Annotated in this window: 23 protein-coding genes, 1 tRNA gene and 2 pseudogenes; 16 read left to right on the top strand and 10 right to left on the bottom strand. The window is 70.4% G+C overall.

What is annotated here, in order from left to right; translation table 11 throughout:
- Window positions 1-9 precede the first annotated feature (9 nt).
- From sigM to trxA, 4 genes are all read left to right on the top strand, one after another.
- Window positions 10-702, top strand: a complete 693-nt coding sequence (sigM, locus tag PV410_RS42360; RefSeq protein WP_500332030.1) for an RNA polymerase sigma factor SigM — start codon at window positions 10-12, stop codon at window positions 700-702.
- Complete coding sequence (locus PV410_RS42365) at window positions 699-1,562, top strand: RsmA family anti-sigma factor (RefSeq protein WP_500332031.1); 864 nt, start codon at window positions 699-701, stop codon at window positions 1,560-1,562. Before sigM ends, PV410_RS42365 begins: the two co-directional genes overlap by 4 nt.
- Before the next feature lie 109 nt (window positions 1,563-1,671).
- Entirely contained in the window at window positions 1,672-2,658 is a 987-nt protein-coding gene (trxB, locus tag PV410_RS42370) for a thioredoxin-disulfide reductase (protein WP_500332032.1), read from the top strand.
- Between the two features lie 47 nt (window positions 2,659-2,705).
- Window positions 2,706-3,035 (top strand): thioredoxin, encoded by a 330-nt coding sequence (trxA, locus tag PV410_RS42375; protein WP_431958961.1) that lies wholly within the window; start codon window positions 2,706-2,708, stop codon window positions 3,033-3,035.
- Between the two features lie 56 nt (window positions 3,036-3,091).
- Here trxA and PV410_RS42380 read toward each other — a convergent pair whose 3' ends face one another.
- From PV410_RS42380 to rpmH, 9 genes are all read right to left on the bottom strand, one after another.
- Complete coding sequence (locus tag PV410_RS42380; protein ID WP_499512894.1) at window positions 3,092-3,709, bottom strand: GNAT family N-acetyltransferase; 618 nt, start codon at window positions 3,707-3,709, stop codon at window positions 3,092-3,094.
- A gap of 297 nt (window positions 3,710-4,006) precedes the next feature.
- Window positions 4,007-5,116 (bottom strand): ParB/RepB/Spo0J family partition protein, encoded by a 1,110-nt coding sequence (locus PV410_RS42385; protein WP_500332033.1) that lies wholly within the window; start codon window positions 5,114-5,116, stop codon window positions 4,007-4,009.
- A complete protein-coding gene (locus tag PV410_RS42390; protein ID WP_500332034.1) occupies window positions 5,113-6,162 on the bottom strand; it encodes a ParA family protein in 1,050 nt (349 codons plus the stop codon). The genes PV410_RS42385 and PV410_RS42390 overlap by 4 nt, the downstream gene beginning before the upstream one ends.
- Window positions 6,163-6,415: 253 nt before the next feature.
- Window positions 6,416-7,132 (bottom strand): 16S rRNA (guanine(527)-N(7))-methyltransferase RsmG, encoded by a 717-nt coding sequence (gene rsmG / locus PV410_RS42395; RefSeq protein WP_499512891.1) that lies wholly within the window; start codon window positions 7,130-7,132, stop codon window positions 6,416-6,418.
- Between the two features lie 104 nt (window positions 7,133-7,236).
- Window positions 7,237-7,734: a Jag family protein gene (locus tag PV410_RS42400; RefSeq protein WP_499512890.1), complete on the bottom strand. Its 498-nt coding sequence runs from the start codon at window positions 7,732-7,734 to the stop codon at window positions 7,237-7,239.
- Window positions 7,735-7,749: 15 nt separating this feature from the next.
- Complete coding sequence (yidC, locus tag PV410_RS42405; protein WP_500332035.1) at window positions 7,750-8,802, bottom strand: membrane protein insertase YidC; 1,053 nt, start codon at window positions 8,800-8,802, stop codon at window positions 7,750-7,752.
- A gap of 2 nt (window positions 8,803-8,804) precedes the next feature.
- The gene (gene yidD / locus PV410_RS42410) at window positions 8,805-9,125 is read right to left on the bottom strand and encodes a membrane protein insertion efficiency factor YidD (RefSeq protein WP_037731476.1); all 321 of its coding nucleotides are present in this window, start codon (window positions 9,123-9,125) and stop codon (window positions 8,805-8,807) included.
- Window positions 9,122-9,496, bottom strand: a complete 375-nt coding sequence (gene rnpA / locus PV410_RS42415; RefSeq protein WP_500332036.1) for a ribonuclease P protein component — start codon at window positions 9,494-9,496, stop codon at window positions 9,122-9,124. The genes yidD and rnpA overlap by 4 nt, the downstream gene beginning before the upstream one ends.
- Before the next feature lie 26 nt (window positions 9,497-9,522).
- Window positions 9,523-9,660 carry a 50S ribosomal protein L34 gene (rpmH, locus tag PV410_RS42420; protein WP_003975051.1) on the bottom strand — a complete coding sequence of 46 codons (138 nt, stop codon included), beginning with the start codon at window positions 9,658-9,660 and terminating at the stop codon, window positions 9,523-9,525.
- 389 nt (window positions 9,661-10,049) lie between these two features.
- Here rpmH and dnaA point away from each other — a divergent pair, with 389 nt between their 5' ends.
- The 12 genes and pseudogenes from dnaA to PV410_RS42480 all read left to right on the top strand — a co-directional run bounded on the left by dnaA (window position 10,050) and on the right by PV410_RS42480 (window position 25,831).
- The gene (gene dnaA / locus PV410_RS42425; protein ID WP_500332037.1) at window positions 10,050-11,807 is read left to right on the top strand and encodes a chromosomal replication initiator protein DnaA; all 1,758 of its coding nucleotides are present in this window, start codon (window positions 10,050-10,052) and stop codon (window positions 11,805-11,807) included.
- Window positions 11,808-12,645: 838 nt separating this feature from the next.
- Window positions 12,646-13,776, top strand: coding sequence for a DNA polymerase III subunit beta (gene dnaN, locus PV410_RS42430; RefSeq protein ID WP_500332038.1), 1,131 nt, complete (start codon window positions 12,646-12,648; stop codon window positions 13,774-13,776).
- Between the two features lie 79 nt (window positions 13,777-13,855).
- A pseudogene (gnd, locus tag PV410_RS42435) lies at window positions 13,856-14,737 on the top strand (phosphogluconate dehydrogenase (NAD(+)-dependent, decarboxylating)); the annotation flags it as partial.
- Between the two features lie 32 nt (window positions 14,738-14,769).
- On the top strand, window positions 14,770-15,900 hold the full coding sequence (gene recF / locus PV410_RS42440; protein WP_500332039.1) for a DNA replication/repair protein RecF: 1,131 nt from the start codon (window positions 14,770-14,772) through the stop codon (window positions 15,898-15,900).
- On the top strand, window positions 15,897-16,451 hold the full coding sequence (locus PV410_RS42445) for a DciA family protein (protein ID WP_500332040.1): 555 nt from the start codon (window positions 15,897-15,899) through the stop codon (window positions 16,449-16,451). Before recF ends, PV410_RS42445 begins: the two co-directional genes overlap by 4 nt.
- 270 nt (window positions 16,452-16,721) lie before the next feature.
- Window positions 16,722-18,764 (top strand): DNA topoisomerase (ATP-hydrolyzing) subunit B, encoded by a 2,043-nt coding sequence (gene gyrB / locus PV410_RS42450; RefSeq protein ID WP_500332041.1) that lies wholly within the window; start codon window positions 16,722-16,724, stop codon window positions 18,762-18,764.
- Between the two features lie 43 nt (window positions 18,765-18,807).
- Window positions 18,808-21,387 carry a DNA gyrase subunit A gene (gyrA, locus tag PV410_RS42455; RefSeq protein WP_500332042.1) on the top strand — a complete coding sequence of 860 codons (2,580 nt, stop codon included), beginning with the start codon at window positions 18,808-18,810 and terminating at the stop codon, window positions 21,385-21,387.
- A 6-nt stretch (window positions 21,388-21,393) separates the two neighbouring features.
- On the top strand, window positions 21,394-22,110 hold the full coding sequence (locus PV410_RS42460) for a DUF3566 domain-containing protein (protein WP_500332043.1): 717 nt from the start codon (window positions 21,394-21,396) through the stop codon (window positions 22,108-22,110).
- Window positions 22,111-22,158: 48 nt separating this feature from the next.
- Window positions 22,159-22,232: transfer RNA gene (locus tag PV410_RS42465), tRNA-Ile, on the top strand.
- Window positions 22,233-22,387: 155 nt separating this feature from the next.
- The gene (locus tag PV410_RS42470) at window positions 22,388-22,528 is read left to right on the top strand and encodes a DLW-39 family protein (protein ID WP_018559211.1); all 141 of its coding nucleotides are present in this window, start codon (window positions 22,388-22,390) and stop codon (window positions 22,526-22,528) included.
- Between the two features lie 178 nt (window positions 22,529-22,706).
- Window positions 22,707-24,596: a vWA domain-containing protein gene (locus PV410_RS42475; protein ID WP_500332044.1), complete on the top strand. Its 1,890-nt coding sequence runs from the start codon at window positions 22,707-22,709 to the stop codon at window positions 24,594-24,596.
- Window positions 24,593-25,831: a hypothetical protein gene (locus tag PV410_RS42480; protein ID WP_500332045.1), complete on the top strand. Its 1,239-nt coding sequence runs from the start codon at window positions 24,593-24,595 to the stop codon at window positions 25,829-25,831. The genes PV410_RS42475 and PV410_RS42480 overlap by 4 nt, the downstream gene beginning before the upstream one ends.
- Here the strand turns inward: PV410_RS42480 and PV410_RS42485 are convergent.
- Window positions 25,817-26,010 (bottom strand): annotated as a pseudogene (locus tag PV410_RS42485) (serine/threonine-protein kinase); the annotation flags it as partial. The gene PV410_RS42480 and the pseudogene PV410_RS42485 overlap by 15 nt on opposite strands.

Here is a 26,010-nt window from a genome sequence, read left to right on the forward strand (position 1 = left end):
AGGGGGACGGTGGGCACGCAAGGAACGGGCGGGGAGGTCAGCGACAGCGACCTCCTCGCCCGTCATGTCGCGGGGGACCCGACCGCCTTCGGGGAACTCGTCCGCCGGCACCGCGACCGGCTGTGGGCGGTGGCGCTGCGGACCCTGGGGGACCGCGAGGAAGCCGCGGACGCCGTGCAGGACGCGCTCGTCTCGGCCTTCCGCTCCGCCCACACCTTCCGCGGGCAGTCGGCCGTCACGACCTGGCTGCACCGCATCACCGTGAACGCGTGCCTGGACCGGGCACGCAAGGCCGCCTCACGCCGCACCGCTCCGGTCACGGACGAGAAGCAGTTCGAGGAACTGCTCGAACCCCATGAGTCCGCCGCGGCCCCCGCCGAGCGGGGCGAGCTCCACCGGGAACTGCTGCGGGCGCTCGGGACGCTCCCCGTGGAGCAGCGGGCCGCCCTGGTCCTGGTCGACATGCAGGGCTACCCCGTGGCCGAGGCCGCCGCCGTCCTGGACGTGCCGACGGGGACGGTCAAGAGCAGATGCGCCCGCGGCAGGGCACGACTGCTGCCGCTCCTCTCCCATCTACGGGAGGCGCCGGGGAGTAGCGGCGATCACCCAGGGGGAAGGAACCGGACGGAGAACGCATCCGTCCCAGAGACGGAGGCCCGGCCGGGCCACGGCTTCACGAAGGGCGGAGGTGGACACCCATGACGTCGACGACGGGTACGGACGAGCACCCCGAGGTCGCCGAGATCTCCGCGCTCACCGAGGGCATCCTCCCGCCCGAGCGCTCGGCCGACGTCCGCGGGCACATCGACGGCTGTGCGCTCTGCGCCGACGTCCACGCCTCGCTGGACGAGATCCGGGGGCTGCTGGGCACCCTCCCCGGCCCGCCCCGGATGCCGGCCGACATCGCGGGCCGGATCGACGCCGCACTCGCCGCCGAGGCACTGCTCGCCGCGGGCGGGGCCGATGTTTCACGTGAAACAGAGACCACGGAGCCGTCCCGTGTTTCACGTGAAACATCGGCCCCGGCAGACGGAAGGCCCACCGGCCGCGGCACCGGTCCCAGCGGGCCCGGCCGCCCGGGCACCCGGTCCCGTCGCCGCTGGGGGAAGGGGATCCTCATCACCGCTTCCGTGGCCGCCGTGCTCGGTCTCGGGACCGTCCTCGCCCAGTCCGGCTGGAACGCCGGGGGAAGCTCCGACAGCCAGTCGTCGTCGGCCTCCGATGCGGGTGCCAAGGCTGACGCCGACATGCTCGGCGTGCAGGTACACGATCTGCTGACAGACCGCACGAGCAAGGGCCCGGAGAGCAAGCCCCAGGGGCAGTCCCCCATGGTCGGCATGGACAGCGCCGCGCCGTCCTGCGTCCTGGGGGCCGTCGACCGCCGGGAGGCCCCGATCGCCTTCCAGCGGGGCAGGTACGAGGGCATGGACTCCTACCTGGTCGTGATGCCGCACGAGGGCGACCCCGCACTGGTCGACGCCTACGTCGTGGACGCCTCGTGCGCCACCGCGCAGCCCCCCGACACGGGCACCCTCCTCCGTGAGGAGACATACCCTCGCTAGCGCCGCGCCGATGGGAATGCCCGGACCGTAGGATCCGTTAGGCGGGATGACAATGGTCCCGTCGCCGAGGCACCCGGCGAGTCGGCACAGCAGAGACGAGGAAGCACCCGTGAGCGACGTCCGAAACGTGATCATCATCGGTTCCGGTCCGGCGGGATACACAGCCGCGCTCTACACCGCCCGCGCCTCCCTCAAGCCCCTGGTCTTCGAAGGGGCGGTCACGGCCGGCGGTGCTCTGATGACCACGACCGATGTGGAGAACTTCCCCGGCTTCCGCGACGGCATCATGGGCCCCGACCTCATGGAGAACATGCGGGCCCAGGCCGAGCGGTTCGGTGCCGAGCTGATCCCGGACGACATCGTCGAGGTCGACCTCGCGGGCGACATCAAGACCGTCACCGACTCCGCGGGCACCGTCCACCGGGCGAAGGCCGTCATCATCGCCACCGGTTCCCAGCACCGCAAGCTGGGCCTGCCCAACGAGGACCAGCTCTCCGGTCGCGGCGTCTCGTGGTGCGCCACCTGTGACGGCTTCTTCTTCAAGGACCACGAGATCGCCGTCATCGGCGGCGGCGACACCGCCCTGGAGGAGGCGACCTTCCTGTCGCGCTTCGCCAAGAGCGTGAAGGTCGTCCACCGCCGGGACACCCTCCGCGCCTCCAAGGCCATGCAGGAGCGTGCCTTCGCCGACCCGAAGATCTCGTTCGTCTGGGACAACGAGGTCGCCGAGATCAACGGCGACGGCAAGCTCTCGGGCCTGGTCCTGCGGAACACCAAGTCCGGCGAGACCTCCGAGCTGCCGGTCACCGGACTCTTCATCGCGATCGGCCACGACCCGCGGACCGAGCTGTTCAAGGGCATCCTCGACCTGGATGAGGAGGGCTACCTCAAGGTCGAGTCCCCCAGCACCCGTACGAAGATCCCGGGTGTCTTCGCCGCCGGCGACGTCGTGGACCACACCTACCGCCAGGCGATCACCGCCGCGGGCACCGGTTGCTCCGCCGCCCTGGACGCCGAGCGCTACCTCGCCGCTCTGAGCGACGCGGGCAGCGAGCACACCCGCGAGCCCGAGCAGACCGTCGCCGCGGTCGTCTGACCGCACCGCACGAACAACCACCCTTCCTACACACCGAGGAGACAGCCGTGGCCGGCAACACCAAGACCGTGACCGATGCGACCTTCGACGAGGAGGTCCTGTCCAGCGACAAGCCCGTGCTCGTCGACTTCTGGGCCGAGTGGTGCGGTCCGTGCCGCCAGATCGCCCCCTCCCTGGAGGCGATCGCCGCGGAGCACGGCGACCAGATCACCATCGTCAAGCTGAACATCGACGAGAACCCGGTCACCGCCGCCAAGTACGGCGTCATGTCGATCCCGACCCTCAACGTCTACAAGGGCGGTGAGGTCGTGAAGACCATCGTCGGCGCCAAGCCGAAGGCCGCCATCGAGCGCGACCTGTCCGACTTCATCGGCTGAGCACCGCAGACGGACACGAAAGGGCCCGCCCCCGTGAGGGGCGGGCCCTTCGTCCGTCACAGGGGCCGCAGCGCCGGTTCCTTCTGCACGGCGCCGAGCAGCCGGTCGATCGCCATCTCGACGTCCTCCTTCCAGGAGATCGTCGTCCGCAGTTCCAGCCTCAGCCGGGGGAACCGCGGGTGCGGCCGCACCGTCTTGAACCCGACCGCCAGCAGGTGCTCGGCCGGGAGCACGCACGCGGGCTCCTCCCAGCGCGCGTCACCGAAGGCTTCGATCGCCCGGAAGCCCCGTCGCACGAGGTCCTTGGCCACCGACTGCACCAGGACCCGGCCCAGTCCCTGTCCCTGGAAGCCCGGGAGGATGCGGGCGGTCATCAGCTGGACCGCGTCGGGGGAGACGGGACTCGTGGGGAAGGCCGTCGAGCGCGGCACGTAAGCCGGCGGGGCGTAGAGCACGAAGCCGGCCGGCACCTCGTCCACGTAGACGACACGGCCGCAGGAACCCCACTCCAGAAGCACCGCGGAGATCCAGGCTTCCTTCTCCAGTTCGGGCTTGCCGGCCTGGACGGCGGCCTCACCGCTTACCGGATCGAGTTCCCAGAAGACGCACGCGCGGCAGCGGTTGGGGAGATCCGGGAGGTTGTCCAGCGTGAGCGGAACGAGCCGACGCCCCATGAGGTCTGACCCTCGTTTCTGTCGTGGACCCAACTGCCGACGAAGCCACCCACGGCGCCCAGCCCAAGCCCCGCTGCGAGGAGGGCGGCCTTCTGCCAATCGTGCTCGACTCCGACGCGCCGCACCGATCGCATGAGCCCCTCCTCGGAGGTAGTGCTCCATCCCGTACGCATCGTATCCGTGAGCGGACAAGTCCGACACCGGAGCAACGCGAACGGCACAGCAAAAAGCGGGCCACATCCCTCTCGGGATGCGACCCGCCCAGAAGTTGCGGCCCGTCACATGACGGGGAGAGGATCACTCCTCCTCGTCGGTCTCCTCGGTGAGCGACCGCTCGAGGACCTCGCCCTCACCCGGGGCCATCGAGCCGAGGATGCGCTCCAGGTCCTCTATCGAGGCGAACTCCACGACGATCTTTCCGCGCTTCTGCCCGAGGTCCACCTTCACCCGGGTCTCGAAGCGGTCGGAGAGCCGCAGGGCGAGATCGGTCAGCGCGGGGGACATCCGCTTGCCGGCCCGGGGGGACGGGGCCTTCCTCATCGGCTGGGACTCGGAGTTCATCACATGCACGATCTCCTCGACCGCGCGCACCGAGAGCCCCTCGGCCACGATCCGGCTGGCGAGCCGGTCCTGGTCCTCCACGTCCTCCAGGGCGAGCAGGGACCGTGCGTGCCCGGCGGAGAGCACACCGGCCGCCACACGGCGCTGTACGGGCGCGGAGAGCTTCAGCAGGCGCAGGGTGTTGGAGACCTGGGAGCGGGAGCGGCCGATGCGGTCGGCGAGCTGCTCGTGCGTGCAGGCGAAGTCCTTGAGGAGCTGGTCGTAGGCGGCCGCCTCCTCCAGCGGGTTCAGCTGGGCACGGTGCAGGTTCTCCAGCAGCGCGTCCAGGAGAAGCTTCTCGTCCTCGGTGGCCCGCACGATCGCCGGGATGGCTTCCAGGCCCGCCTCACGGCTGGCCCGCCAGCGACGCTCACCCATGATGAGCTCGTAGCGCTCCGGTCCGACCTGACGGACGACGACCGGCTGCAGGAGGCCGACCTCCTTGATGGAGGTGACCAGCTCGGCCAGCGCGTCCTCGTCGAAGACCTCACGCGGCTGACGCGGGTTGGGGATGATCGCGTCCAGCGGCAGCTCGGCGAAGTACGCCCCTGCCACCATCGGCGGCTCCTGGGCCGCGATGGCTTCCGGGGTTTCACGTGAAACCGGGATCGCAGCGGTGCCCTCACGGCCCTGCTGTTCCACCAGGGCCGCCACCTTGGCGACGGCGACCCCTCGTTCCGGCGCCAGGACCGGGGCGGCGTTCGCCGCCGTCGCCACCGCGGTCGCGGCCGCCGCGTCCGCACCGTTCGGTGCGGCGGGAATCAGCGCGCCGAGACCACGGCCGAGTCCTCTGCGTCGCTCACTCACTGGATCCCCTCCGACGTGTTCTGCTCATTGACTTCTTGGGTGCGTCCCAGCCCGCGCAGGGCCATCTCGCGTGCCGCCTCGAGGTACGACAGCGCTCCGCTCGAACCTGGATCGTAGGTCAGCACCGTCTGGCCGTAGCTGGGGGCCTCCGAGATGCGGACCGAGCGCGGGATGCTCGTGCTCAGCACCTCCTTGCCGAAGTGGGTGCGCACTTCTTCGGCGACCTGCGAGGCGAGCCGGGTCCGGCCGTCGTACATGGTCAACAGGATGGTGGAGACGTGGAGCTTCGGGTTGAGGTGGCCCCGGACCAGTTCCACGTTGCGGAGCAGCTGGCCCAGTCCTTCCAGGGCGTAGTACTCGCACTGGATGGGGATGAGGACCTCGGCACCGGCCACCATGGCGTTGACGGTCAGCAGACCGAGCGAGGGCGGGCAGTCGATGAGGATGTAGTCCAGCGGCTGCTCGTAGGACTCGATGGCCCGCTGCAGCCGGCTCTCCCGGGCCACCAGCGAGACCAGCTCGATCTCGGCCCCGGCCAGGTCGATGGTGGCGGGGGCACAGAACAGGCCCTCCACGTCCGGCACCGGCTGGACGACGTCGGAGAGCGGCTTGCTCTCGACCAGGACGTCGTAGATGGAGGGGACTTCGGAGTGGTGGTCGATCCCGAGGGCGGTGGATGCGTTGCCCTGGGGGTCGAGGTCGACGACCAGCACCCGGGCCCCGTGCAGGGCCAGGGAGGCGGCCATGTTGACCGTGGTGGTGGTCTTGCCGACCCCGCCCTTCTGGTTGGCGACCACGACCACTCGGGTCTGGGGTGGGCGGGGGAGTCCTTCACCGGCCCGCCCCAGTGCCTCCACGGCCAGTTGGGCTGCACGGCCGATGGGGGTGTCGTCCATCGGGGGCGGTGTTTCACGTGAAACATCATCCCCGAACGACTCGGTACGGGGACCGGGGACCGGATCGGCCATCGGTCCCGCGATGTTGGCGTCGGACCGCAAGGATTCACTCTCCTCGACTACAAGCTCGCAATGAACAGAGCCTGCCATGCTTTCGGGGTCACGAACCAGTGAGGGCCGTTCTCCTGTGGATGAATCCACCGGTTGGGTCGCTGAATGGGTCATCTCGACGGCTCGATGAGAGAGCGATTCGGCCGCGGCACGGGCGCGGCCGAGGATTCCTGGAAGCAGAGAGCGCCGTTTCACGTGAAACACGATGCGCAGCGCGGCGACCGTTTCCTACACGACACTCCGGATCATGTACGTATGGCCGTTTGTATGGAGCACACGACCCCGGCCGCGATCAGCGCTGGCGCCGTCGGCTCTCCCGGGCCGCCTTGGCCCTCCGGGTCGCCGCACGGACACCGCCGGGACTCTCCCCCGCGAGCACCCGCACCACGGTCGACAGCGGATCCACGATCCCCTCGCCGACCTGGACCACGGAGGTCTCCACGGCACCGAGACGGCTCAGCGCGGCACGCGCCGCCTTCAGCTCCTCCTCGGCCGTGTCGCCCTTGAGGACGGTCATCTCCCCGTGCGGACGGAGCAGGGGAAGTCCCCAGCCGGCGAGCCGGTCCAGGGGGGCCACGGCGCGCGCCGTCACCACGTCCACCGGAGGCACCTTGCCCACCATCTCCTCGGCCCGTCCACGCACCACCACGACGTTGGACAGCCCCAGCAGCCGCACGGCCTCCTCGAGGAAGGTGGTCCTGCGCAGCAGCGGCTCCAGCAGGGTGATGCTGAGGTCCGGCCGGGTCAGTGCCAGTGGAATGCCCGGCAGTCCCGCCCCCGAGCCCACGTCGCACACCGAGACGCCCTGGGGGATCACCTCGGCGAGCACCGCGCAGTTCAGCAGATGGCGTTCCCACAGCCGGGGCACCTCCCGCGGACCGATCAGCCCTCGACGCACCCCCGCGTCGGCCAGCAGTTCCGCGTACCGCACCGCGTCCGCGAAGCGCTCCCCGAACACCTCACGTGCCGCCTCCGGCGCCGGGGGAAGCTCCGCCGCTGCCTCCGTCACGAGAACCGTCCTTCCGTTGTTACGGGCCTTCTCCAGGCTGACAAGATTCGGCCCCGCCTGCGAACAGACGGGGCCGAGTGAGTACCGCTGAGACCGGGGGAGGTTCAGGAGGCCGGAAGGACGACCACCCGGCGCTCGGGCTCCTCGCCCTCGGACTCGCTGCGCAGCCCCGCGGCGGCCACGGCGTCGTGCACGACCTTGCGCTCGAAGGGCGTCATCGGCTTCAGCTTGACCGGCTGGCCGGAGCCCTTGACCTCCTCGGCCGCCTTCTCGCCCAGCTCGGTCAGCTCGGCCCGCTTCTGCGCCCGGAAACCGGCGATGTCCAGCATCAGCCGGCTGCGGTCGCCGGTCTCCCGGTGGACCGCGAGCCGGGTCAGCTCCTGGAGCGCCTCCAGCACCTCACCGTCCCGGCCGACGAGCTTGTTGAGGTCACGGCTCGACGGGTCGCCGACGATGGAGACCGAAGCGCGGTCCCCTTCGACGTCCATGTCGATGTCACCGTCGAGGTCGGCGATGTCCAGCAGCCCCTCGAGGTAGTCGGCCGCGATCTCGCCCTCCTGCTCGAGGCGGGTGAGCGCGTCGGTGGTGTTGCCGTCCGTCACGGCAGGACTCCTCTACTACTTCTTCTTCGACAGGTTCGGCTTGTCCGCGCCGCTGCTCGGCTTGGGCTTGGTGCCCGCGGTCGTTCCGCCGCCCGGCTTGGGCTTCGGCTTGGTGCCGCCGGCAGCAGCACCCGGCTGCGCGGGACCGCCCGTCTGGCGCTGGGACTTGGTCTGGCGCTTGGGCTGGCTGCGCTTCACCGGCGCCGCGTCCTGCGGCTCCTTGCCGGCGGCGGGCTCGTCCTTCAGCTTGCCCTTGGCCTTCAGGCGCTCCTGGCGCTGCTGGAAGGCGAGGCTGCCGGGGGTCGGGTTCCGGCGGATGACGAACATCTGCTGCCCCATGGTCCACACGTTGGTGGTCAGCCAGTAGATGAGGACACCGACGGGGAAGTTGATGCCGAAGACGGCGAACATGATCGGGAAGACGTACATCAGCATCTTCTGCTGCTGCATGAACGGCGTCTTCACCGTCATGTCGACGTTCTTCGTCATCAGCTGGCGCTGCGTGTAGAACTGCGAGGCCGACATCAGGATGATCATGACGACGGTGACCACGCGGACGTCGGTGACCGAGGCGCCCAGCGTGGCGAGCTTGTCAGCGCTGTCGGTGAACTTCGCGGCGAGCGGGGCGCCGAAGATGTGGGCCTTCTGGGCGCTGTTGACCAGGTCCTGGCTCATCACGCCGACCTGCTTGCCCTGCGCGATGTAGCTCAGCACGTGGTACAGCGAGAAGAAGAAGGGGGACTGCGCCAGGATCGGAAGGCACGAGGAGAGCGGGTTGGTGCCCGTCTCCTTGTACAGCTTCATCATCTCTTCGGACTGGCGCTGCTTGTCGTTCTTGTAGCGCTCCTGGATCGCCTTCATCTTGGGCTGGAGCGCCTGCATGTTCCGGGTCGACTTGATCTGCTTCACGAAGAGCGGGATCAGGCAGATCCGGATCAGGACCACCAGAGAGACGATCGACAGACCCCAGGCCAGGCCGCCGTCCTTGTCAAAGACAAGGCCGTACAGCGAGTGGAACTGGACAATGATCCACGAAACGGCGGCGTAGAGGGGGTTCAAGATCCCCACGGTCAGGCTCCTTGGGCATGAGGCGTCTCGACGGGCTCGGGAGTAACGGACCCGCCTGGTGCGTCACCCCGGAGGGCTTCGCGCAGGCGAGCGTGCCACGGCGGTCGCTTGCGCGGGGGGACATGGTCCACACCGCCGAGCGACCACGGGTTGCAACGCAGGATCCGCCACGCGGTCAGGGCAGTGCCCTTGATCGCGCCGTGCCGATCGATCGCCGTATACCCGTAGTGGGAGCACGAGGGGTAGTACTTGCAGACCGGACCGAGCAACGGGCTGATGGTCCACTGGTAAATCTTGATCAAGGCCAGCAACGGGTACTTCATAGCGCCACCCCCAGGAGCCTCCCGAGGGCGGCATCCAGGTCTCGGGCCAGCTGTGAATGGTCTGCGTCACCCGCACCGGGCAGCGCTCGTACGACTACCAGGCTACCGGGGGGCAGCACGGACAGACGTTCGCGGACGAGGTGACGAAGCCGACGCTTGACCAGGTTCCGGGTCACGGCGTCACCGACGGCCTTGCTCACGACGAAACCCGCACGCGCCGGGGAAGCACTCCCCCCCGCCGCGTGCGGGTCCCTTGTGTCACTGTCGGTGCGCAGGTGGACGACCAGGAGCGGCCGTCCGGCCCGGCGTCCTCGACGTACCGCCGTCGCGAAGTCCTGGCGCCGCCTCAGCCGATTACCGGTGGGCAGCACGACTCACACCTCGCGCTTCGGTGCGATCAGGCGGACAGACGGGCGCGGCCCTTGCTGCGGCGGGTCGCGAGGATGGCGCGGCCGGCACGCGTACGCATACGCAGCCGGAAGCCGTGGGTCTTGGCGCGACGACGGTTGTTCGGCTGGAAGGTGCGCTTGCTCACTCGGGGGCTCCAGGATGAATCGGGTGGTGGCGGGGCGTCGCCTGGCTGTCACCGTGCGCCCACGAGAAGCTCGCGGAACATTCAGGTGTGCACCGCTTGACGATCACCTTGGTGATCCTCGCCCATCGGTAGGCAGGCGGCAGCAGCCATCGACAACTCGACCTGGTTACGGTACGCGGGGCCGCGGCATCAGGTCAAACCCGCCGGGGCGCGGGCCGTCGGCACCGCCATCCGGACGTGGTTTTGCACACCCTGTGGACAACGACTTGAACCAGGTAGCCCGCGCTGACTACCGTGGCCGAACCCCGAAACATTCCCGTCCGTCCCAAGAACCACACCTTCGTGGGACCCATCGGCACCAACCAGCGACCGACGAGAGAGCGTGCACTGTGGCTGACGTAACTGCCGATCTTGCCTCAGTGTGGCCCAGGGTCCTGCAGAAATTGCTCGCCGAAAGCGACGACCTCAAGCCGAAGGACGCGGAGTGGCTGCAGCGGACGCAGCCGCTGGCGCTCGTCGCGGGCACGGCGGTGCTGTCCGCCCCCAACGAGTTCGCCAAGAGCGTGCTGGAGGGACGGCTCCTCCCGCTGATCACCGATGTCCTCAGCCGTGAGTTCGGGCACCCCGTGGGCATCGCCATCGCCGTGGCCTCGGGCGGCGAACCGGAGGCGGCCCCCGCGCCGCCGGCCCCGGTCGCCCCCGAACCACAGTCCCAGGGCCAGCAGCAGCCCCCCGTGTACGGGGCGGAGCCCGCCCGGTACGGCGAGCAGCCGCACGGCTACGGCGAGGTCCCGCGGATGCGCCCGGCCTACCCCGACCACGCGGTCGGGTCCACCGGCGGTGCCGGCGGCTGGCCGCCCCACGAGCCCGAGGACCGCTGGCAGCAGCAGCACTTCGGCGACTACCAGGAGCGCGAGCCGTACCGGCCGCCCGCCTCCCGCTACGAGATCCCCCCGCCCCACCAGCCTCAGGGGCGTCCGGAGCCGGTGCCGCCGCAGCGGCCGGCCATGCCCACCATGCCGACGCCGCGCACCGGTGGCGGCAGTGGTGCCGGTTCCGCCACGGGCGCCGGGACGGGGGCGAGCGGTTCGGGTGGTTCCGTGGGCCCGGCCGAGCCCACGGCGCGGCTGAACCCCAAGTACCTCTTCGACACCTTCGTCATCGGCGCCTCCAACCGCTTCGCGCACGCCGCGGCGGTCGCCGTCGCGGAGGCACCGGCCAAGGCGTACAACCCGCTGTTCATCTACGGGGAGTCCGGCCTCGGCAAGACGCACCTGCTGCACGCGATCGGGCACTACGCCCGCAGCCTCTACCCGGGGACACGGGTGCGCTACGTGAGCTCCGAGGAGTTCACCAACGAGTTCATCAACTCCATCCGCGACGGCAAGGCGGACGCGTTCCGCAAGCGCTACCGCGACATGGACATCCTGCTCGTCGACGACATCCAGTTCCTGGCGAGCAAGGAGTCGACGCAGGAGGAGTTCTTCCACACCTTCAACACCCTGCACAACGCCAACAAGCAGATCGTGCTCTCCTCGGACCGGCCGCCCAAGCAGCTGGTGACCCTGGAGGACCGGCTGCGCAACCGCTTCGAGTGGGGCCTGATCACCGACGTCCAGCCGCCCGAGCTGGAGACCCGGATCGCGATCCTCCGCAAGAAGGCCGTGCAGGAGCAGCTCAACGCCCCGCCGGAGGTGCTGGAGTTCATCGCCTCCCGGATCTCGCGGAACATCCGCGAGCTGGAGGGCGCGCTGATCCGCGTGACGGCCTTCGCCAGCCTCAACCGGCAGCCGGTGGACCTCCAGCTCACCGAGATCGTGCTGAAGGACCTGATCCCGGGCGGGGAGGACTCCGTCCCCGAGATCAGCGGGCAGGCGATCATGGCGGAGACCGCCTCGTACTTCGGTCTGGACGTGGAGGACCTCTCGGGCTCCTCCCGCAGCCGGGTGCTCGTCACGGCCCGGCAGATCGCCATGTACCTGTGCCGTGAGCTCACGGACCTGTCGCTGCCCAAGATCGGCGCCCTGTTCGGCGGCCGCGACCACACGACCGTCATGCACGCGGACCGCAAGATCCGCTCCCTGATGGCCGAGCGGCGGTCGATCTACAACCAGGTCACCGAGCTCACCAACCGCATCAAGAGCTGAGCGCAGCGCCCTCGGCGTCCACCGAGACCTCCACAGCGCCCCGGGCCAACTCCCGGGGCGCTTCTCGTTGTTCGATTGCGCCGGCCGTGTCTTGGGGACAGGAACGTCTCTCCACAGGCGGGGGCGGTTTTCCCCCGTCCACAGCCTGGGGATGCCCGGGTTGTCCCGAACGTGTCCACAGGCACGGCCGCGGGATACTCATTCGGGCTGCTGGAGGCCGTGTGGATTTGTGGGCAACCCTGATCCACAGACTGTGGACGCTCCGGCCGCCCACAAGGCCGCCCTCCCGGTTGTCCACCGGCCGCCCACAGGCAGGGGCTCGTTGTCCCCAGTCAGGGGCCACTTCTCCACAGTCCTGTCCACTGTTCGGCAACGGAACACACCCGCTCACCGATCGGAGTGAACCGCATCACACCAACGTGGTGGGTTGGGCTGGGGAGAACCTGGGTATTCCTGGGGACAGCGCTGGGGAGAACCGGAGCCTCCCTGTGAATCGCGTGTGCACAACTTCCGGGCGTCCACAGATCGGCCGGGTTGTCCACGGGCTCCACCCACAGGCGCGGTGGATAAAAAACAGGGCCTGACCTGCACCGGGACCACTTATCCACGGTATCCACACCCCCTATTACTACGACCAGGGATAGTTACCGGGGAACCTGCTTCGAAGTGGGGCCTGTGCACAACCGAGCCGCGGGCCGTCCGCCTCCCCGCCCTCCGGCTTGACCGCAACCCGCACCGCATGTCCGTGGCGGCTGTCAGACTGTTCTCCGGCAAGAGGGCCAGCAGGGCCAAGAGACAGTCGGCCACAGACAGCCAGCAACAGCAGGAGGCGGTTCCGGTGAAGATCCGGGTGGAGCGCGATGTACTCGCGGAGGCAGTGGCCTGGGCGGCCCGCAGTCTCCCGGCCCGTCCCCCGGTGCCGGTCCTGGCGGGCCTGCTGCTGAAGGCCGAGGAAGGCCAGCTGAGCCTGTCCGGCTTCGACTACGAGGTCTCGGCCCGCGTCTCCGTGGAGGCGGACGTCGAGGAGGACGGCACCGTCCTGGTCTCCGGCCGGCTGCTCGCCGACATCTCGCGGGCGCTCCCCAACAGGCCTGTGGAGATCGCCACCGACGGCGTGCGTGTGAGCGTCGTCTGCGGCAGCTCGCGATTCACACTCCACACCCTGCCTGTGGAGGAGTACCCGGCGCTGCCCGCGATGCCGACCGCCTCCGGCACCGTCCCCGGCGAGGTCTTCGCCGCGGCCGCCGCCCAGGTCGCGATCGCCGCCGGCCGTGACGACACCCTGCCGGTGCTCACCGGTGTGCGGATCGAGATCGAGGGCGACACGGTCACCCTGGCCGCCACCGACCGCTACCGCTTCGCGGTCCGCGAGTTCCTGTGGAAGCCGGAGACCTCGGACATCTCCGCGGTCGCCCTGGTGCCCGCCAAGACGCTGCTGGACACCGCCAAGTCCCTCACCAACGGCGACTCGGTCGCCATCGCCCTGGCCGGCTCCGGCGCGGGCGAGGGTCTGATCGGCTTCGAGGGCGCGGGCCGCCGCACCACCACCCGCCTGCTCGAGGGCGACCTGCCGAAGTACCGGACGCTCTTCCCGACCGAGTTCAACTCCGTCGCGGTGATCGAGACCGCTCCGTTCGTCGAGGCCGTCAAGCGCGTGGCCCTGGTGGCCGAGCGCAACACTCCGGTCCGGCTGAGCTTCGAGCAGGGCGTGCTGACCCTGGAGGCGGGTTCCAGCGACGACGCACAGGCTGTGGAGCGTGTGGACGCCAAGCTGGAGGGCGACGACATCTCGATCGCCTTCAACCCGACCTTCCTGCTGGACGGCCTGAGCGCGATCGATTCGCCGGTGGCGCAGCTGTCGTTCACCACGTCGACCAAGCCCGCGCTGCTCAGCGGCCGTCCGGCGGTCGACGCCGAGGCCGACGACGCGTACAAGTACCTGATCATGCCGGTCCGGCTGTCCGGCTGACGCGAGGCCTGTCCGGTCGCGTCGCCCTGCAGGTACCGACGTAGGCTCGACGTAGGTCAGGCAGGCTTCGAACGAAGGATCAACGATGGAGCTCGGTCTCATCGGTCTCGGCAAGATGGGCGGGAACATGCGCACGCGCATCCGCCAGGCCGGTCACACTGTCGTCGGCTACGACCGCAACCCGGATCTCGCCGATGTCCACAGCCTGCAGGAACTTGTGGACAAGCTCGCGGCCCCGCGGGTGGTGTGGGTGATGGTGCCGGCCGGCGCCGCGACCCAGGCGACGATCGACGAGCTCGGTGACCTGCTCTCCCCCGGTGACGTGGTCGTCGACGGCGGCAACTCCCGCTGGACGGACGACGAGAAGCACGGCGAGGAGCTGGCCGCCAAGGGCATCGGCTTCGTCGACTGCGGTGTCTCCGGCGGCGTCTGGGGCCTGGAGAACGGCTACGCGCTGATGTACGGCGGCGAGCCCGAGCACGTCGAGAGGGTGCAGCCGGTATTCAACGCCCTCAAGCCGGTGGGGAACTTCGGTTCCGTCCACGCCGGCAAGGTCGGCGCCGGCCACTTCGCCAAGATGGTTCACAACGGCATCGAGTACGCCATGATGCAGGCCTACGCCGAGGGCTGGGAGCTGCTGGAGAAGGTCCACTCGGTCACCGACGTGCGCGAGGTGTTCCGCTCCTGGCAGGAGGGCACCGTCATCCGCTCCTGGCTGCTGGACCTGGCCGTCAACGCCCTCGACGAGGACGAGCACCTCGACAAGCTCAAGGGGTACGCCGAGGACTCCGGCGAGGGCCGCTGGACCGTCGAGGCGGCCATCGACAACGCCGTGCCGCTGCCCGCGATCACCGCGTCGCTCTTCGCCCGCTTCGCGTCCCGCCAGGACGACTCCCCGCAGATGAAGATGATCGCCGCGCTGCGCAACCAGTTCGGCGGCCACGCCGTCGAGAAGCACTAGTCACACCCACGGGAAGGAGGCGGCGCGCAGCCATGCACGTCGCGCATCTGTCGCTCGCCGACTTCCGTTCCTACGCCCGGGTCGAGGTCCCGCTCGACCCGGGCGTCACCGCCTTCGTCGGCCCCAACGGCCAGGGCAAGACCAACCTGGTCGAGGCGGTCGGTTACCTGGCGACCCTCGGCAGCCACCGGGTCGCGAGCGACGCCCCGCTGGTGCGGATGGGCGCGGACCGGGCGATCGTGCGGGCGTCCGTGGTGCAGGGCGAGCGGCAACAGCTGATCGAGCTGGAGATCAATCCGGGCCGCTCCAACCGGGCCCGGCTCAACCGCTCCTCCCAGGTCCGCCCGCGCGACCTGCTGGGGATAGTCAGGACGGTGCTCTTCGCCCCCGAGGACCTGGCCCTGGTCAAGGGCGACCCCGGGGAGCGCCGGCGCTTCCTCGACGAGCTGCTCACCGCCCGGGCGCCCCGGCTGGCGGGCGTCCGCAGCGACTACGAGCGGGTCCTCAAGCAGCGCAACACCCTGCTGAAGTCGGCCGCCATGGCCCGCCGCCACGGCGGCCGCGGGGCCGACCTGTCCACGCTCGACATCTGGGACCAGCACCTGGCCAGGGCCGGCGCCGAGCTGTTGGCCCAGCGACTGGACCTCACCCAGGCCCTGCAGCCGCTGGCGGACAAGGCGTACGAGCAGCTGGCACCGGGCGGTGGCCCCGTCGTCCTGGAGTACCGCAGTTCGATCGGCGAACGGATCGCCGGGGCGTCGGGCCGCGAGCAGCTGTACGGACTGCTGCTGGAGGCCCTGGGCGAGGCCCGAAAGCAGGAGATCGAGCGCGGGGTGACCCTGGTCGGTCCGCACCGGGACGACCTCTCCCTCAAGCTGGGACAGCTCCCCGCCAAGGGGTACGCGAGCCACGGCGAGTCCTGGTCGTACGCGCTGGCGCTGCGCCTGGCCTCGTACGACCTGCTGCGCGCCGACGGCGGCGAACCGGTGCTGGTGCTCGACGACGTCTTCGCCGAGCTCGACGCCCGGCGCCGCACACGGCTGGCGGAGCTGGTGGCCCCCGGTGAGCAGGTGCTGGTGACGGCGGCGGTGGACGACGACGTGCCGGACGTGCTGGTCGGCGCCCGGTACGCGGTGGAGGACGGCGGCGTGGAGCGGGCATGACGGACCAGCAGCCACCTCAGCAGCCGGGGCAGGAGCCGGGCGCCCAGGACAAGCCGGTGTCCGGCGTCGACCTGGCCAGGGTCGCGCTGCGCGCCGCCAAGGAGCAGGCCCGCGCGAGGGGCGCGGCCGCCCAGCAGAAGAAGCAGGCCCGGCGCGGAGGCCTGCGCAGTGGTGCGCGGGCGGACGGGCGGGACCCGCTGCCCCTGGGCGCCGCGATCAGCCGGCTGATCACCGAGCGCGGCTGGGAGGCCCCCGCGGCGGTGGGCGGCGTGATGGGCCGCTGGCCGGAACTGGTGGGCGACGACGTGGCCCTGCACTGCCAGCCGCAGCGGTACGACGAGGAGGAACGGGTCCTCACGGTGCAGTGCGACTCCACGGCCTGGGCGACCCAGCTGCGGCTGCTCGCCCCGACGCTCGTGGCCAGGCTGAACGCCGATCTCGGGCACGGCACCGTGAAGTTGATCAAGGTCCTGGGGCCGGGAGGACCGGTGCGTTCGTACGGCCGTCTGCGTGCTCCCGGGAGCCGTGGGCCGGGCGATACGTACGGATAGGCCGGGAACCTGCTGTGCGTAATCGGGTCGAAGCCCTGTGCGCCCGCGTGAGCCGTTTTGGGACCCGGTCCGCGTGTGGGGAGTCGGCTGGAGGTACTTCCGTCGGGTACACGGGAACTCAGGTACCGCCAAAGCCCCATCTATGTCGGCGCTACCGGTAGACTGGTAGCAGTACCGCCCGCCCCTGGCCTCCGGCACCGGGGGACCCCAGCGGGACCAGTCGAACGATGTCGAGTGATGCAGCCGGTTCCGCGCCGCGGGACCCCGCTCATGCTGTGCCAGAAAGGGCGCTTCGTGGCCGATTCCGGCAACCCCAACGAGATCAATACGTCCGCAGCTGACGGCTCCGCCGCGCCCGCCACCGGCGGGGCGTACGACGCCAGCGCGATCACCGTCCTTGAGGGCCTGGACGCGGTTCGCAAGCGCCCGGGCATGTACATCGGCTCGACGGGCGAGCGCGGCCTGCACCACCTGGTGTACGAGGTCGTCGACAACTCCGTCGACGAGGCACTGGCCGGTCACGCGGACACCATCAACGTCACGATCCTCCCCGACGGCGGCGTGCGCGTGGTCGACAACGGCCGCGGCATCCCTGTGGACATCGTCCCGTCCGAGGGAAAGCCCGCCGTCGAGGTCGTGCTCACGGTGCTGCACGCGGGCGGCAAGTTCGGCGGCGGCGGCTACGCCGTCTCCGGCGGTCTGCACGGCGTCGGCGTCTCGGTCGTGAACGCGCTGTCGAACAAGGTCGCTGTCGAGGTCAAGCGTGAGGGCTTCCGCTGGACCCAGGACTACAAGCTCGGTGTGCCCACCGCCCCGCTGCAGAAGAACGAGCCGGTCGCGGAGACCGGCACCACCGTGACCTTCTGGGCCGACGGTGACATCTTCGAGACCACCGAGTACTCGTTCGAGACGCTGTCGCGGCGCTTCCAGGAGATGGCCTTCCTCAACAAGGGCCTGACCATCTCGCTGACCGACGAGCGTCCCGAGCACGCGGACGTGGAGAACGAGGGCCAGCCGCGTTCGGTCGCGTACCACTACGAGGGCGGCATCGTCGACTTCGTGAAGTACCTGAACTCGCGCAAGGGCGAGCCGGTCCACCCGTCGGTGATCGACATCGACGCGGAGGACAAGGAGCGGATGCTCTCCGTCGAGGTCGCGATGCAGTGGAACACCCAGTACAGCGAGGGTGTCTACAGCTTCGCCAACACCATCCACACCCACGAGGGCGGCACCCACGAGGAGGGCTTCCGCGCCGCGCTGACCACGCTGGTCAACAAGTACGCGCGCGAGAAGAAGCTGCTCCGCGAGAAGGACGACAACCTCACCGGTGAGGACATCCGCGAGGGTCTGACCGCGATCATCTCGGTCAAGCTGGGCGAGCCGCAGTTCGAGGGCCAGACGAAGACCAAGCTCGGCAACACCGAGGCGAAGACCTTCGTCCAGAAGGTCGTGCACGAGCACCTGACGGACTGGCTGGACCGCAACCCCAACGAGGCCTCGGACATCATCCGCAAGTCCATCCAGGCGGCCACCGCCCGCGTGGCGGCCCGCAAGGCGCGCGACCTGACGCGTCGCAAGGGCCTGCTGGAGACGGCGTCGCTGCCGGGCAAGCTGAGCGACTGCCAGTCCAACGACCCCGCCAAGTGCGAGATCTTCATCGTCGAGGGTGACTCCGCCGGCGGCTCCGCCAAGTCCGGCCGCAACCCGCAGTACCAGGCGATCCTCCCGATCCGCGGCAAGATCCTGAACGTGGAGAAGGCGCGGATCGACAAGATCCTGCAGAACACCGAGATCCAGGCGCTGATCTCGGCCTTCGGCACCGGTGTGCACGAGGACTTCGACATCTCGAAGCTGCGTTATCACAAGATCATCCTGATGGCGGACGCCGACGTGGACGGCCAGCACATCAACACCCTGCTGCTGACCTTCCTCTTCCGCTTCATGCGGCCGCTGGTCGAGGCGGGCCACGTGTACCTCTCCCGTCCCCCGCTCTACAAGATCAAGTGGGGCCGGGACGACTTCGAGTACGCGTACTCCGACCCCGAGCGCGACGCCCTGATCGAGCTGGGCCGCCAGAACGGCAAGCGCGTGCGCGAGGACTCGATCCAGCGCTTCAAGGGCCTCGGCGAGATGAACGCCGAGGAACTGCGGGTCACCACGATGGACGTCGACCACCGTGTGCTCGGCCAGGTCACCCTGGACGACGCGGCCCTCGCCGACGACCTGTTCTCGGTGCTGATGGGCGAGGACGTCGAGGCCCGGCGCTCCTTCATCCAGCGCAACGCCAAGGATGTCCGCTTCCTCGACATCTGAGTCGGCCCCCATCAGCCGCCGCCCGAAAGGACTTTGACCAGCAATGGCCGACGAGAACACCCCTGTCACGCCCGGCACCCCGCAGGACGCCGAGGCGGACACCACGACGCGGATCGAGGCCGTGGGCCTCGAGACGGAGATGCAGCGCAGTTACCTCGACTACGCGATGTCCGTCATCGTGTCCCGCGCGCTGCCCGACGTCCGGGACGGCCTCAAGCCCGTCCACCGGCGCGTGCTGTACGCGATGTACGACGGCGGCTACCGCCCGGAGCGCGGCTTCTACAAGTGCGCCCGTGTCGTCGGCGACGTCATGGGTACCTACCACCCGCACGGCGACTCCTCGATCTACGACGCGCTGGTGCGCCTGGCCCAGCCGTGGTCGATGCGCATGCCGCTGGTCGACAGCAACGGCAACTTCGGTTCCCCGGGCAACGACCCGGCCGCCGCCATGCGGTACACCGAGTGCAAGATGGCGCCGCTGTCCATGGAGATGGTCCGGGACATCGACGAGGACACCGTCGATTTCCAGGACAACTACGACGGCCGCAACCAGGAGCCGACGGTCCTGCCGTCGCGCTTCCCCAACCTGCTGATCAACGGCTCCGCGGGCATCGCGGTCGGCATGGCGACCAACATCCCGCCGCACAACCTGCGCGAGGTCGCCGAGGGCGCCCAGTGGTACCTGGCCAACCCGGAGGCGTCCAACGAGGAGCTGCTCGAGGCCCTCATCGAACGCATCAAGGGCCCCGACTTCCCGACCGGCGCCCTGGTGGTGGGCCGCAAGGGCATCGAGGAGGCGTACCGCACGGGCCGCGGCTCCATCACGATGCGCGCGGTCGTCGAGGTCGAGGAGATCCAGGGCCGGCAGTGCCTGGTCGTCACCGAGCTGCCGTACCAGGTCAACCCGGACAACCTGGCGCAGAAGATCGCCGACCTGGTGAAGGACGGCCGGGTCGGCGGCATCGCCGACGTCCGCGACGAGACCTCCTCGCGCACCGGACAGCGCCTGGTGATCGTGCTCAAGCGCGATGCCGTCGCCAAGGTGGTGCTGAACAACCTCTACAAGCACACCGACCTGCAGACGAACTTCGGCGCCAACATGCTGGCGCTGGTGGACGGCGTGCCGCGCACGCTCTCGCTGGACCAGTTCATCAAGCAGTGGGTGACCCACCAGATCGAGGTCATCGTCCGCCGGACGCGGTTCCGGCTGCGCAAGGCCGAGGAGCGCGCCCACATCCTGCGCGGTCTGCTGAAGGCCTTGGACGCGATCGACGAGGTCATCGCACTGATCCGGCGCAGCGCGACCGTGGACGTGGCGCGTGAAGGCCTGATGGGCCTGCTGGAGATCGACGAGATCCAGGCCAACGCGATCCTGGAGATGCAGCTGCGCCGCCTGGCGGCCCTGGAGCGGCAGAAGATCGTCCAGGAGCACGACGAGCTCCAGGCGAAGATCAACGAGTACAACCGCATCCTGGCCTCGCCCGAGCTGCAGCGCGGCATCATCAGCACGGAGCTGACGGCGATCGTCGAGAAGTTCGGCGACGACCGGCGCTCGGCCCTGGTCCCCTTCGACGGTGACATGTCCATCGAGGACCTGATCGCAGAGGAGGACATCGTCGTCACGATCACCCGTGGCGGCTACGTCAAGCGCACCAAGACGGACGACTACCGCTCGCAGAAGCGCGGTGGCAAGGGCGTGCGCGGCACGAAGCTGCGGGAAGACGACATCGTCGACCACTTCTTCGTCACCACCACCCACCACTGGCTGCTGTTCTTCACCAACAAGGGCCGGGTCTACCGCGCCAAGGCGTACGAGCTGCCGGACGCCGGGCGCGACGCCCGCGGGCAGCACGTGGCGAACCTGCTGGCCTTCCAGCCCGACGAGCAGATCGCCCAGGTGCTGGCCATCCGCGACTACAACGCGGCGCCCTACCTGGTGCTCGCCACCCGGTCGGGCCTGGTGAAGAAGACCTCGCTGAAGGACTACGACTCCCCCCGCTCGGGCGGTGTCATCGCGATCAACCTGCGGGAGACCGAGGACGGCAGCGAGGACCTGCTGATCGGCGCCGAGCTGGTCGGCCCGGACGACGACCTGCTGCTGGTCAGCCGCAAGGCGCAGTCCATCCGGTTCACCGCGACGGACGAGTCGCTGCGGCCGATGGGCCGTGCGACCTCGGGCGTGAAGGGCATGAGCTTCCGCGAAGGGGACGAACTGCTCTCGATGAATGTCGTGCGACCGGGTACGTTCGTCTTCACCGCCACCGATGGCGGGTACGCCAAGCGCACCAGTGTGGACGAGTACCGGGTCCAGGGGCGCGGCGGACTCGGCATCAAGGCGGCCAAGATCGTCGAGGACCGGGGTTCCCTGGTCGGGGCGCTGGTGGTGGAGGAGACCGACGAGATCCTCGCCATCACCCTCGGCGGCGGTGTGATCCGCACCCGTGTCAACGAGATCAGGGAAACCGGGCGTGACACCATGGGCGTCCAACTGATCAACCTCGGTAAAAAGGATGCAGTCGTGGGCGTCGCCCGCAATGCCGAGGCGGGGGCGGAGGCCGAAGAGGTCGTCGCCGCCGAAGAGGCCGAGGGCGAGCAGCCCCTGGCCGCCGAGTCGGAGGAGTAGAAAGCCGTGAGTGGAGCCGAGGGCGCCGCGGGTGGGACGGGCGCGGACGGAGGGCAGCCGATGCCGGCAGCCGTTCCGGACGCGATCGGCGGTGCCCCTGGCCCACGTACGGACAACGGCCCGCACCAGGGGGGAATCACCGTGACCGACACCCGTCCAGCGCAGCACCAGCACGCTGTGCACCAGCAGACCTACGGCGGTGGCCCCGCCGGCCCGGTCGCCGAGCAGCCGCAGCAGGCGCCGCAGCTGACCCAGGACCCGCACCAGCCGCCCCAGGCGTACGCGCCCCCGGCCGGGCCCCCCGCGACCGCGGGCGTCCGCCAGCCGCGTCCTGCGGCCCGTACGGTCCCGCGCACGCGCAAGGCGCGGCTGCGGGTGGCGAAGGCCGACCCGTGGTCGGTGATGAAGGTCAGCTTCCTGCTCTCCATCGCGCTGGGCATCTGCACGGTCATCGCGGTCGCGGTGCTGTGGATGGTGATGGACGCCATCGGCGTCTTCACCACGGTCGGCGGCACGCTCAGCGAGGCGACGTCCTCCGGCTCGGACGGCGGGTTCGACCTGGTGTCGTTCCTGTCGCTGTCGCGCGTGCTGACCTTCACGGCGGTCATCGCGGTCATCGACGTCGTGCTGGCCACGGCGCTGGCGACGCTCGGCGCCTTCATCTACAACATGTCGGCCGGCATGGTGGGCGGGATCGAGCTGACTCTGGCGGAGGACGAGTAACCGATTTTGGGCCACGGCCCCGGGTGCGCTAATCTTTCAACGCAGCGCGGGGCTATAGCTCAGACGGTTAGAGCGCTTCCCTGATAAGGAAGAGGCCACAGGTTCAAGTCCTGTTAGCCCCACCGCGTGAACGGCCCGTACGGATCATCCGTACGGGCCGTTTCCTTGTCCGCGTCCGCGCAGTTGGTTCCGGTGGCAGGTCACCGTTCGATATCGACCGGTGTGTATAGTCGGGCCCGTCGGAAGACCCTCAACGCAAGAAGGACGAGGTCGCGCGGTGAAGAAGTTTCTCCTGGTCGCACTGGCCGCCATCGGCGGTCTCCTCGTGTACCGCCAGATCCAGGCGGACCGCGCCGAGCAGGACCTGTGGACGGAGGCCACGGACTCCGTTCCGGCGGGTTCCGGCGCGAGCGTCTGAGACGGCACAGCCCGGACGAAGGATTCCCGAGGCCCCGATCACGATGTGGTCGGGGCCTCGTCATGTCCGCCCGTGGTCGCCCGGGCGTTGTTGCCCGACCGTGATGCGATCCGCTTGTATTTGCTGTCGCAAATCAATAGCTTCGCTGAGGCCGACGATGTGCGAGGGGGAACAGCACATGCGACGAGGGAAGGCGCTGCCGTGCGGGCCCGTGGCGCCGCTGTGGGCGGCCGCGTGCGGGCTGCTGGTGCTGGCCGCCCTGCTGGGCCCGGCCGGGGCGGCCCGGGCCCGGGCCCAGGCCGTGAACGACGGCGACGGGCTGGTCATGGTGCTGGACTCCTCCGGCTCCATGGCGGGCGCCCGCATGACGGCGGCCAGGAAGGCCGTCGGCGCCGTCGTGGACGCCCTGCCGGACGGCTACCCGACGGGACTGCGGGTCTACGGCGCGGGCAAGGAGCACGGCTGCGACGACACCCGTCTGCTGGAGCCCGTACGGCCGCTGGACCGGGACGCCCTGAAGCAGGCCGTGGCCGGGGTGCGGCCCCAAGGGGACACCCCCATCGGGCTGTCGGTGCAGAAGGCGGCCGCCGACCTGCCCGAGGGCGGGCGGCGCACGATCGTGCTGGTCTCCGACGGCGAGGACACCTGCGGGGCGCCCGAGCCCTGCGAGGTGGCGGCACGGCTGGCCGGGCAGGGCGTGGACCTGCGGATCGACACCATCGGCTTCCAGGTGCGCGGCGGCGCCCGCGAGCAGCTGGAGTGCATCGCCGAGGCCGGTCACGGCAGCTACCGGGACGCCCCCGACGCCGCCTCGCTCGTACGGCAGCTGACGCGGGCTTCCCGGCTGAGCGCGGACGCGTACCGCCTCCAGGGCCGGCGGGTGGACGGCGGGACGAGCGCCACCGGTGCGCCCGGGCTGTCCCCCGGCCAGTACGTCGACGACATCGGGCCCGGCGAGACCCGCTGGTACGCGATGACGCTGGACGCGGCCTCCACGGCCGACCTGGCGGTCACCGCGGTGCCGCGGCCGGGGGTGAAGGCCGCGTACGGGGACGGCGTCGAGCTGCGGCTGGCGGGCACCGGCAGGTACGCCCTCACCTGCGGCTCGGACACCGCGCACTTCGGGCAGGACGAGGGCGCGATGGTGATCGGCGGCGCCGTCAGCCGGATTCCCGGCGACGGCCGGGACGGCGCCTGCGACAGGGCGGGGCGCTACGTGCTCTCCGTGCACCGCACCAGCGCCCCCGGCTCCGACCGCGCCCGCTGGCCCCTGGAGCTGCGGTACGGCTCCGAGCGGCCGTTCCCGGCGGGTGCCACCCCGGCACCGGCCGCGACCCGTTACGGGGACCCGCCGGCGGCTCTGACGGGCGCGCCGCGCGACGTCGAGGGCGGCACGGGGTTCAACGACGCGCGCCGGCTCGGCAGGGGCATCTGGCGGGACACGCTGCTGCCCGGTCAGACGCGCTTCTACAAGGTGCGGGTCGGCTGGGGACAGCGACTGACGTACACCGCCGACTTCGCCAACGAACCGCTCCAGAAGGGTGGTTCCACGGCCTCGTCCTTCGTGGCGACGGCCGCGTACGGGCCGGGACGGCAGCCGCTGGGCGACGCCTCCGGGGCCTCGCAACGCCGCGGCTACTACGGGCGCCCGCTGTCGGTGGGGCTCGGCACGGTACCCGTGACCTGGACCAACCGCTGGGTCGCCGGCGGGGGCGCCCGGGGCGCCCGCACGGCGGGCGAGCACTACGTCGCGGTCTCGCTCGGGCCGGGCGCGGCAGGGCTGGCGCGGAACGCGGCGGTGGGGGTCGTCCTGCGGGTGGACGTGACCGGGACGGAACTGGCCGGACCGGAGTACGACGCGCCCGCGCGCGGCGGCGGTTCGGCCGCCGGCCGGGACGGCGGGGAATGGGCGGCGGCCGGGGACACCACAGCGGCCGCAGCCCCCGCGGACGGCGGGGGCTCCATGACGACGCGCGACGCGATGGCGGCGGCCGCGGGAGGCGCGGTGGCGCTCGTCGGGGTCGGGACGGTGGCCCTGCTGGGCCGCAGGCGGAGGGACGGGGCATGATCCGCAGGGCACTCACATCGGTGGCGGCGGCTCTCGCGCTGCTGGCGGGACCGGCGGGAGCGGCGTACGCCGACCCGGCCGTCCCCTCCTGGCAGCCGCAGGGCGAGGAGGTACGGGGGCGGGCCAGCACCGCGGACGCCCCGCAGCTCAAACCCGGGGTCCTGTACCGGGACAGCCTGGCGGCGGACGAGGGCGGCAAGAACTACGCCCTCGACCTGGACGCGGTGCGCTCGGCCTACCTCGCGGTCTTCGCGCTGCCCCGCCCGGGCACCGAGGTGGCGTACGGGGACGGCATCGAGCTGACGCTGACGAGCACCGACGGCACCCGCTGTGACAGCGACCGCCGGACGTTCTCCGCCGACGGCGCGGCACGGCCCATCGGCACCTGGGTCGAGCGGACCATCGGCGAGGACGGGCCCTGCCGGCAGGCGCACGCGTACGTCCTGGAGGTGACCCGCACCTCGCAGGGCACCTCGGACGCCGCGCCCTGGCCGCTGCAGATCCGGTTCACCAACGAGCCGGGGCTCACCGGCGGCGCCACGCCCGGCCCCGCCCTCAGCCCGGGCACGCAGACGCCGGTGCCCGCGAGCGGCACCGCCCGCGGGGCCACCGGCGGCGCGGACTTCGCCCATGCCGGGGCCCTCGGCAGGGGGGTCTGGAAGGACGAGGTGCTGCCCGGGCAGACGCGCTTCTACCGGGTACCGGTCGGCTGGGGACAACAGGCCTGGGCCGCGGCGGACTTCGCCAACGCGGACGTGACGAAGCCGGGCGGCTACAGCGGCTCCGGTGTGCGCGTGGAGGTCTACAACCCGCGCTGGGCCTTCATCGGCGGCGACACGGCCTCCTACTCGGGCGAGCAGACCTCCGTCACCGCCACGACCGGGAAGGTCGCCTACGCCAACCGCTACGAGAGCGGCGACGCGGTGGCGGCGGCCCGTTTCGACGGCTCCTACTACCTGGCGGTGTCGGTGCACCCGGAGGTCGCGGGCTTCGTCGACGGCGCCGTCCCGGTCACCTTGCGGATCAACGTCGAGGGCGCCGCGCAGGCGGGGCCGTCGTACGACGGTGACCCCGGCGAGGACCTGGGCCTCCCCGGGGAGCCCGGCTCCGGGAACCCGCTGCTGCGCGCCCTCGGCTTCGCGGCCCTGGGCGCCGGCACCGTGCTGCTGCTGTCGCTCGCGGTCTGGACGGTGGCCGCGCGGCGCGGGCCGGCCGCGGTCTCAGGAGGACGCTGACAGGGCCCAGAAGCCGAAGGCGAAGCAGAGGACCGCGACGAGCAGCATCGGCACGACGACCTTGGCGGGAGGGCCGGGCCGGTGCGCCGGCGCCGGCGCACCGGCCCGGGCGGCGGGCACGGCCGGTGCGATCGGCGGCGGCAGCGGCTGAGCGCCGGCGGCGGCGGCAGCGGCAGCGG

This window comes from Streptomyces sp. PA03-5A (genome assembly GCF_033792725.1).
Classification (GTDB): domain Bacteria; phylum Actinomycetota; class Actinomycetes; order Streptomycetales; family Streptomycetaceae; genus Actinacidiphila.

Coding starts and splice junctions, on each gene's coding strand:
- PV410_RS42365 (WP_500332031.1), top strand. CDS start 699: ATGACGTCGACGACGGGTACGGACGAGCACCCCGAGGTCGCCGAGATC.
- PV410_RS42380 (WP_499512894.1), bottom strand. CDS start 3,709: ATGGGGCGTCGGCTCGTTCCGCTCACGCTGGACAACCTCCCGGATCTC.
- PV410_RS42390 (WP_500332034.1), bottom strand. CDS start 6,162: ATGGCAGGCTCTGTTCATTGCGAGCTTGTAGTCGAGGAGAGTGAATCC.
- yidD (WP_037731476.1), bottom strand. CDS start 9,125: ATGAAGTACCCGTTGCTGGCCTTGATCAAGATTTACCAGTGGACCATC.
- recF (WP_500332039.1), top strand. CDS start 14,770: ATGCACGTCGCGCATCTGTCGCTCGCCGACTTCCGTTCCTACGCCCGG.
- PV410_RS42445 (WP_500332040.1), top strand. CDS start 15,897: ATGACGGACCAGCAGCCACCTCAGCAGCCGGGGCAGGAGCCGGGCGCC.
- gyrB (WP_500332041.1), top strand. CDS start 16,722: ATGCTGTGCCAGAAAGGGCGCTTCGTGGCCGATTCCGGCAACCCCAAC.
- gyrA (WP_500332042.1), top strand. CDS start 18,808: ATGGCCGACGAGAACACCCCTGTCACGCCCGGCACCCCGCAGGACGCC.
- PV410_RS42475 (WP_500332044.1), top strand. CDS start 22,707: ATGCGACGAGGGAAGGCGCTGCCGTGCGGGCCCGTGGCGCCGCTGTGG.
- PV410_RS42480 (WP_500332045.1), top strand. CDS start 24,593: ATGATCCGCAGGGCACTCACATCGGTGGCGGCGGCTCTCGCGCTGCTG.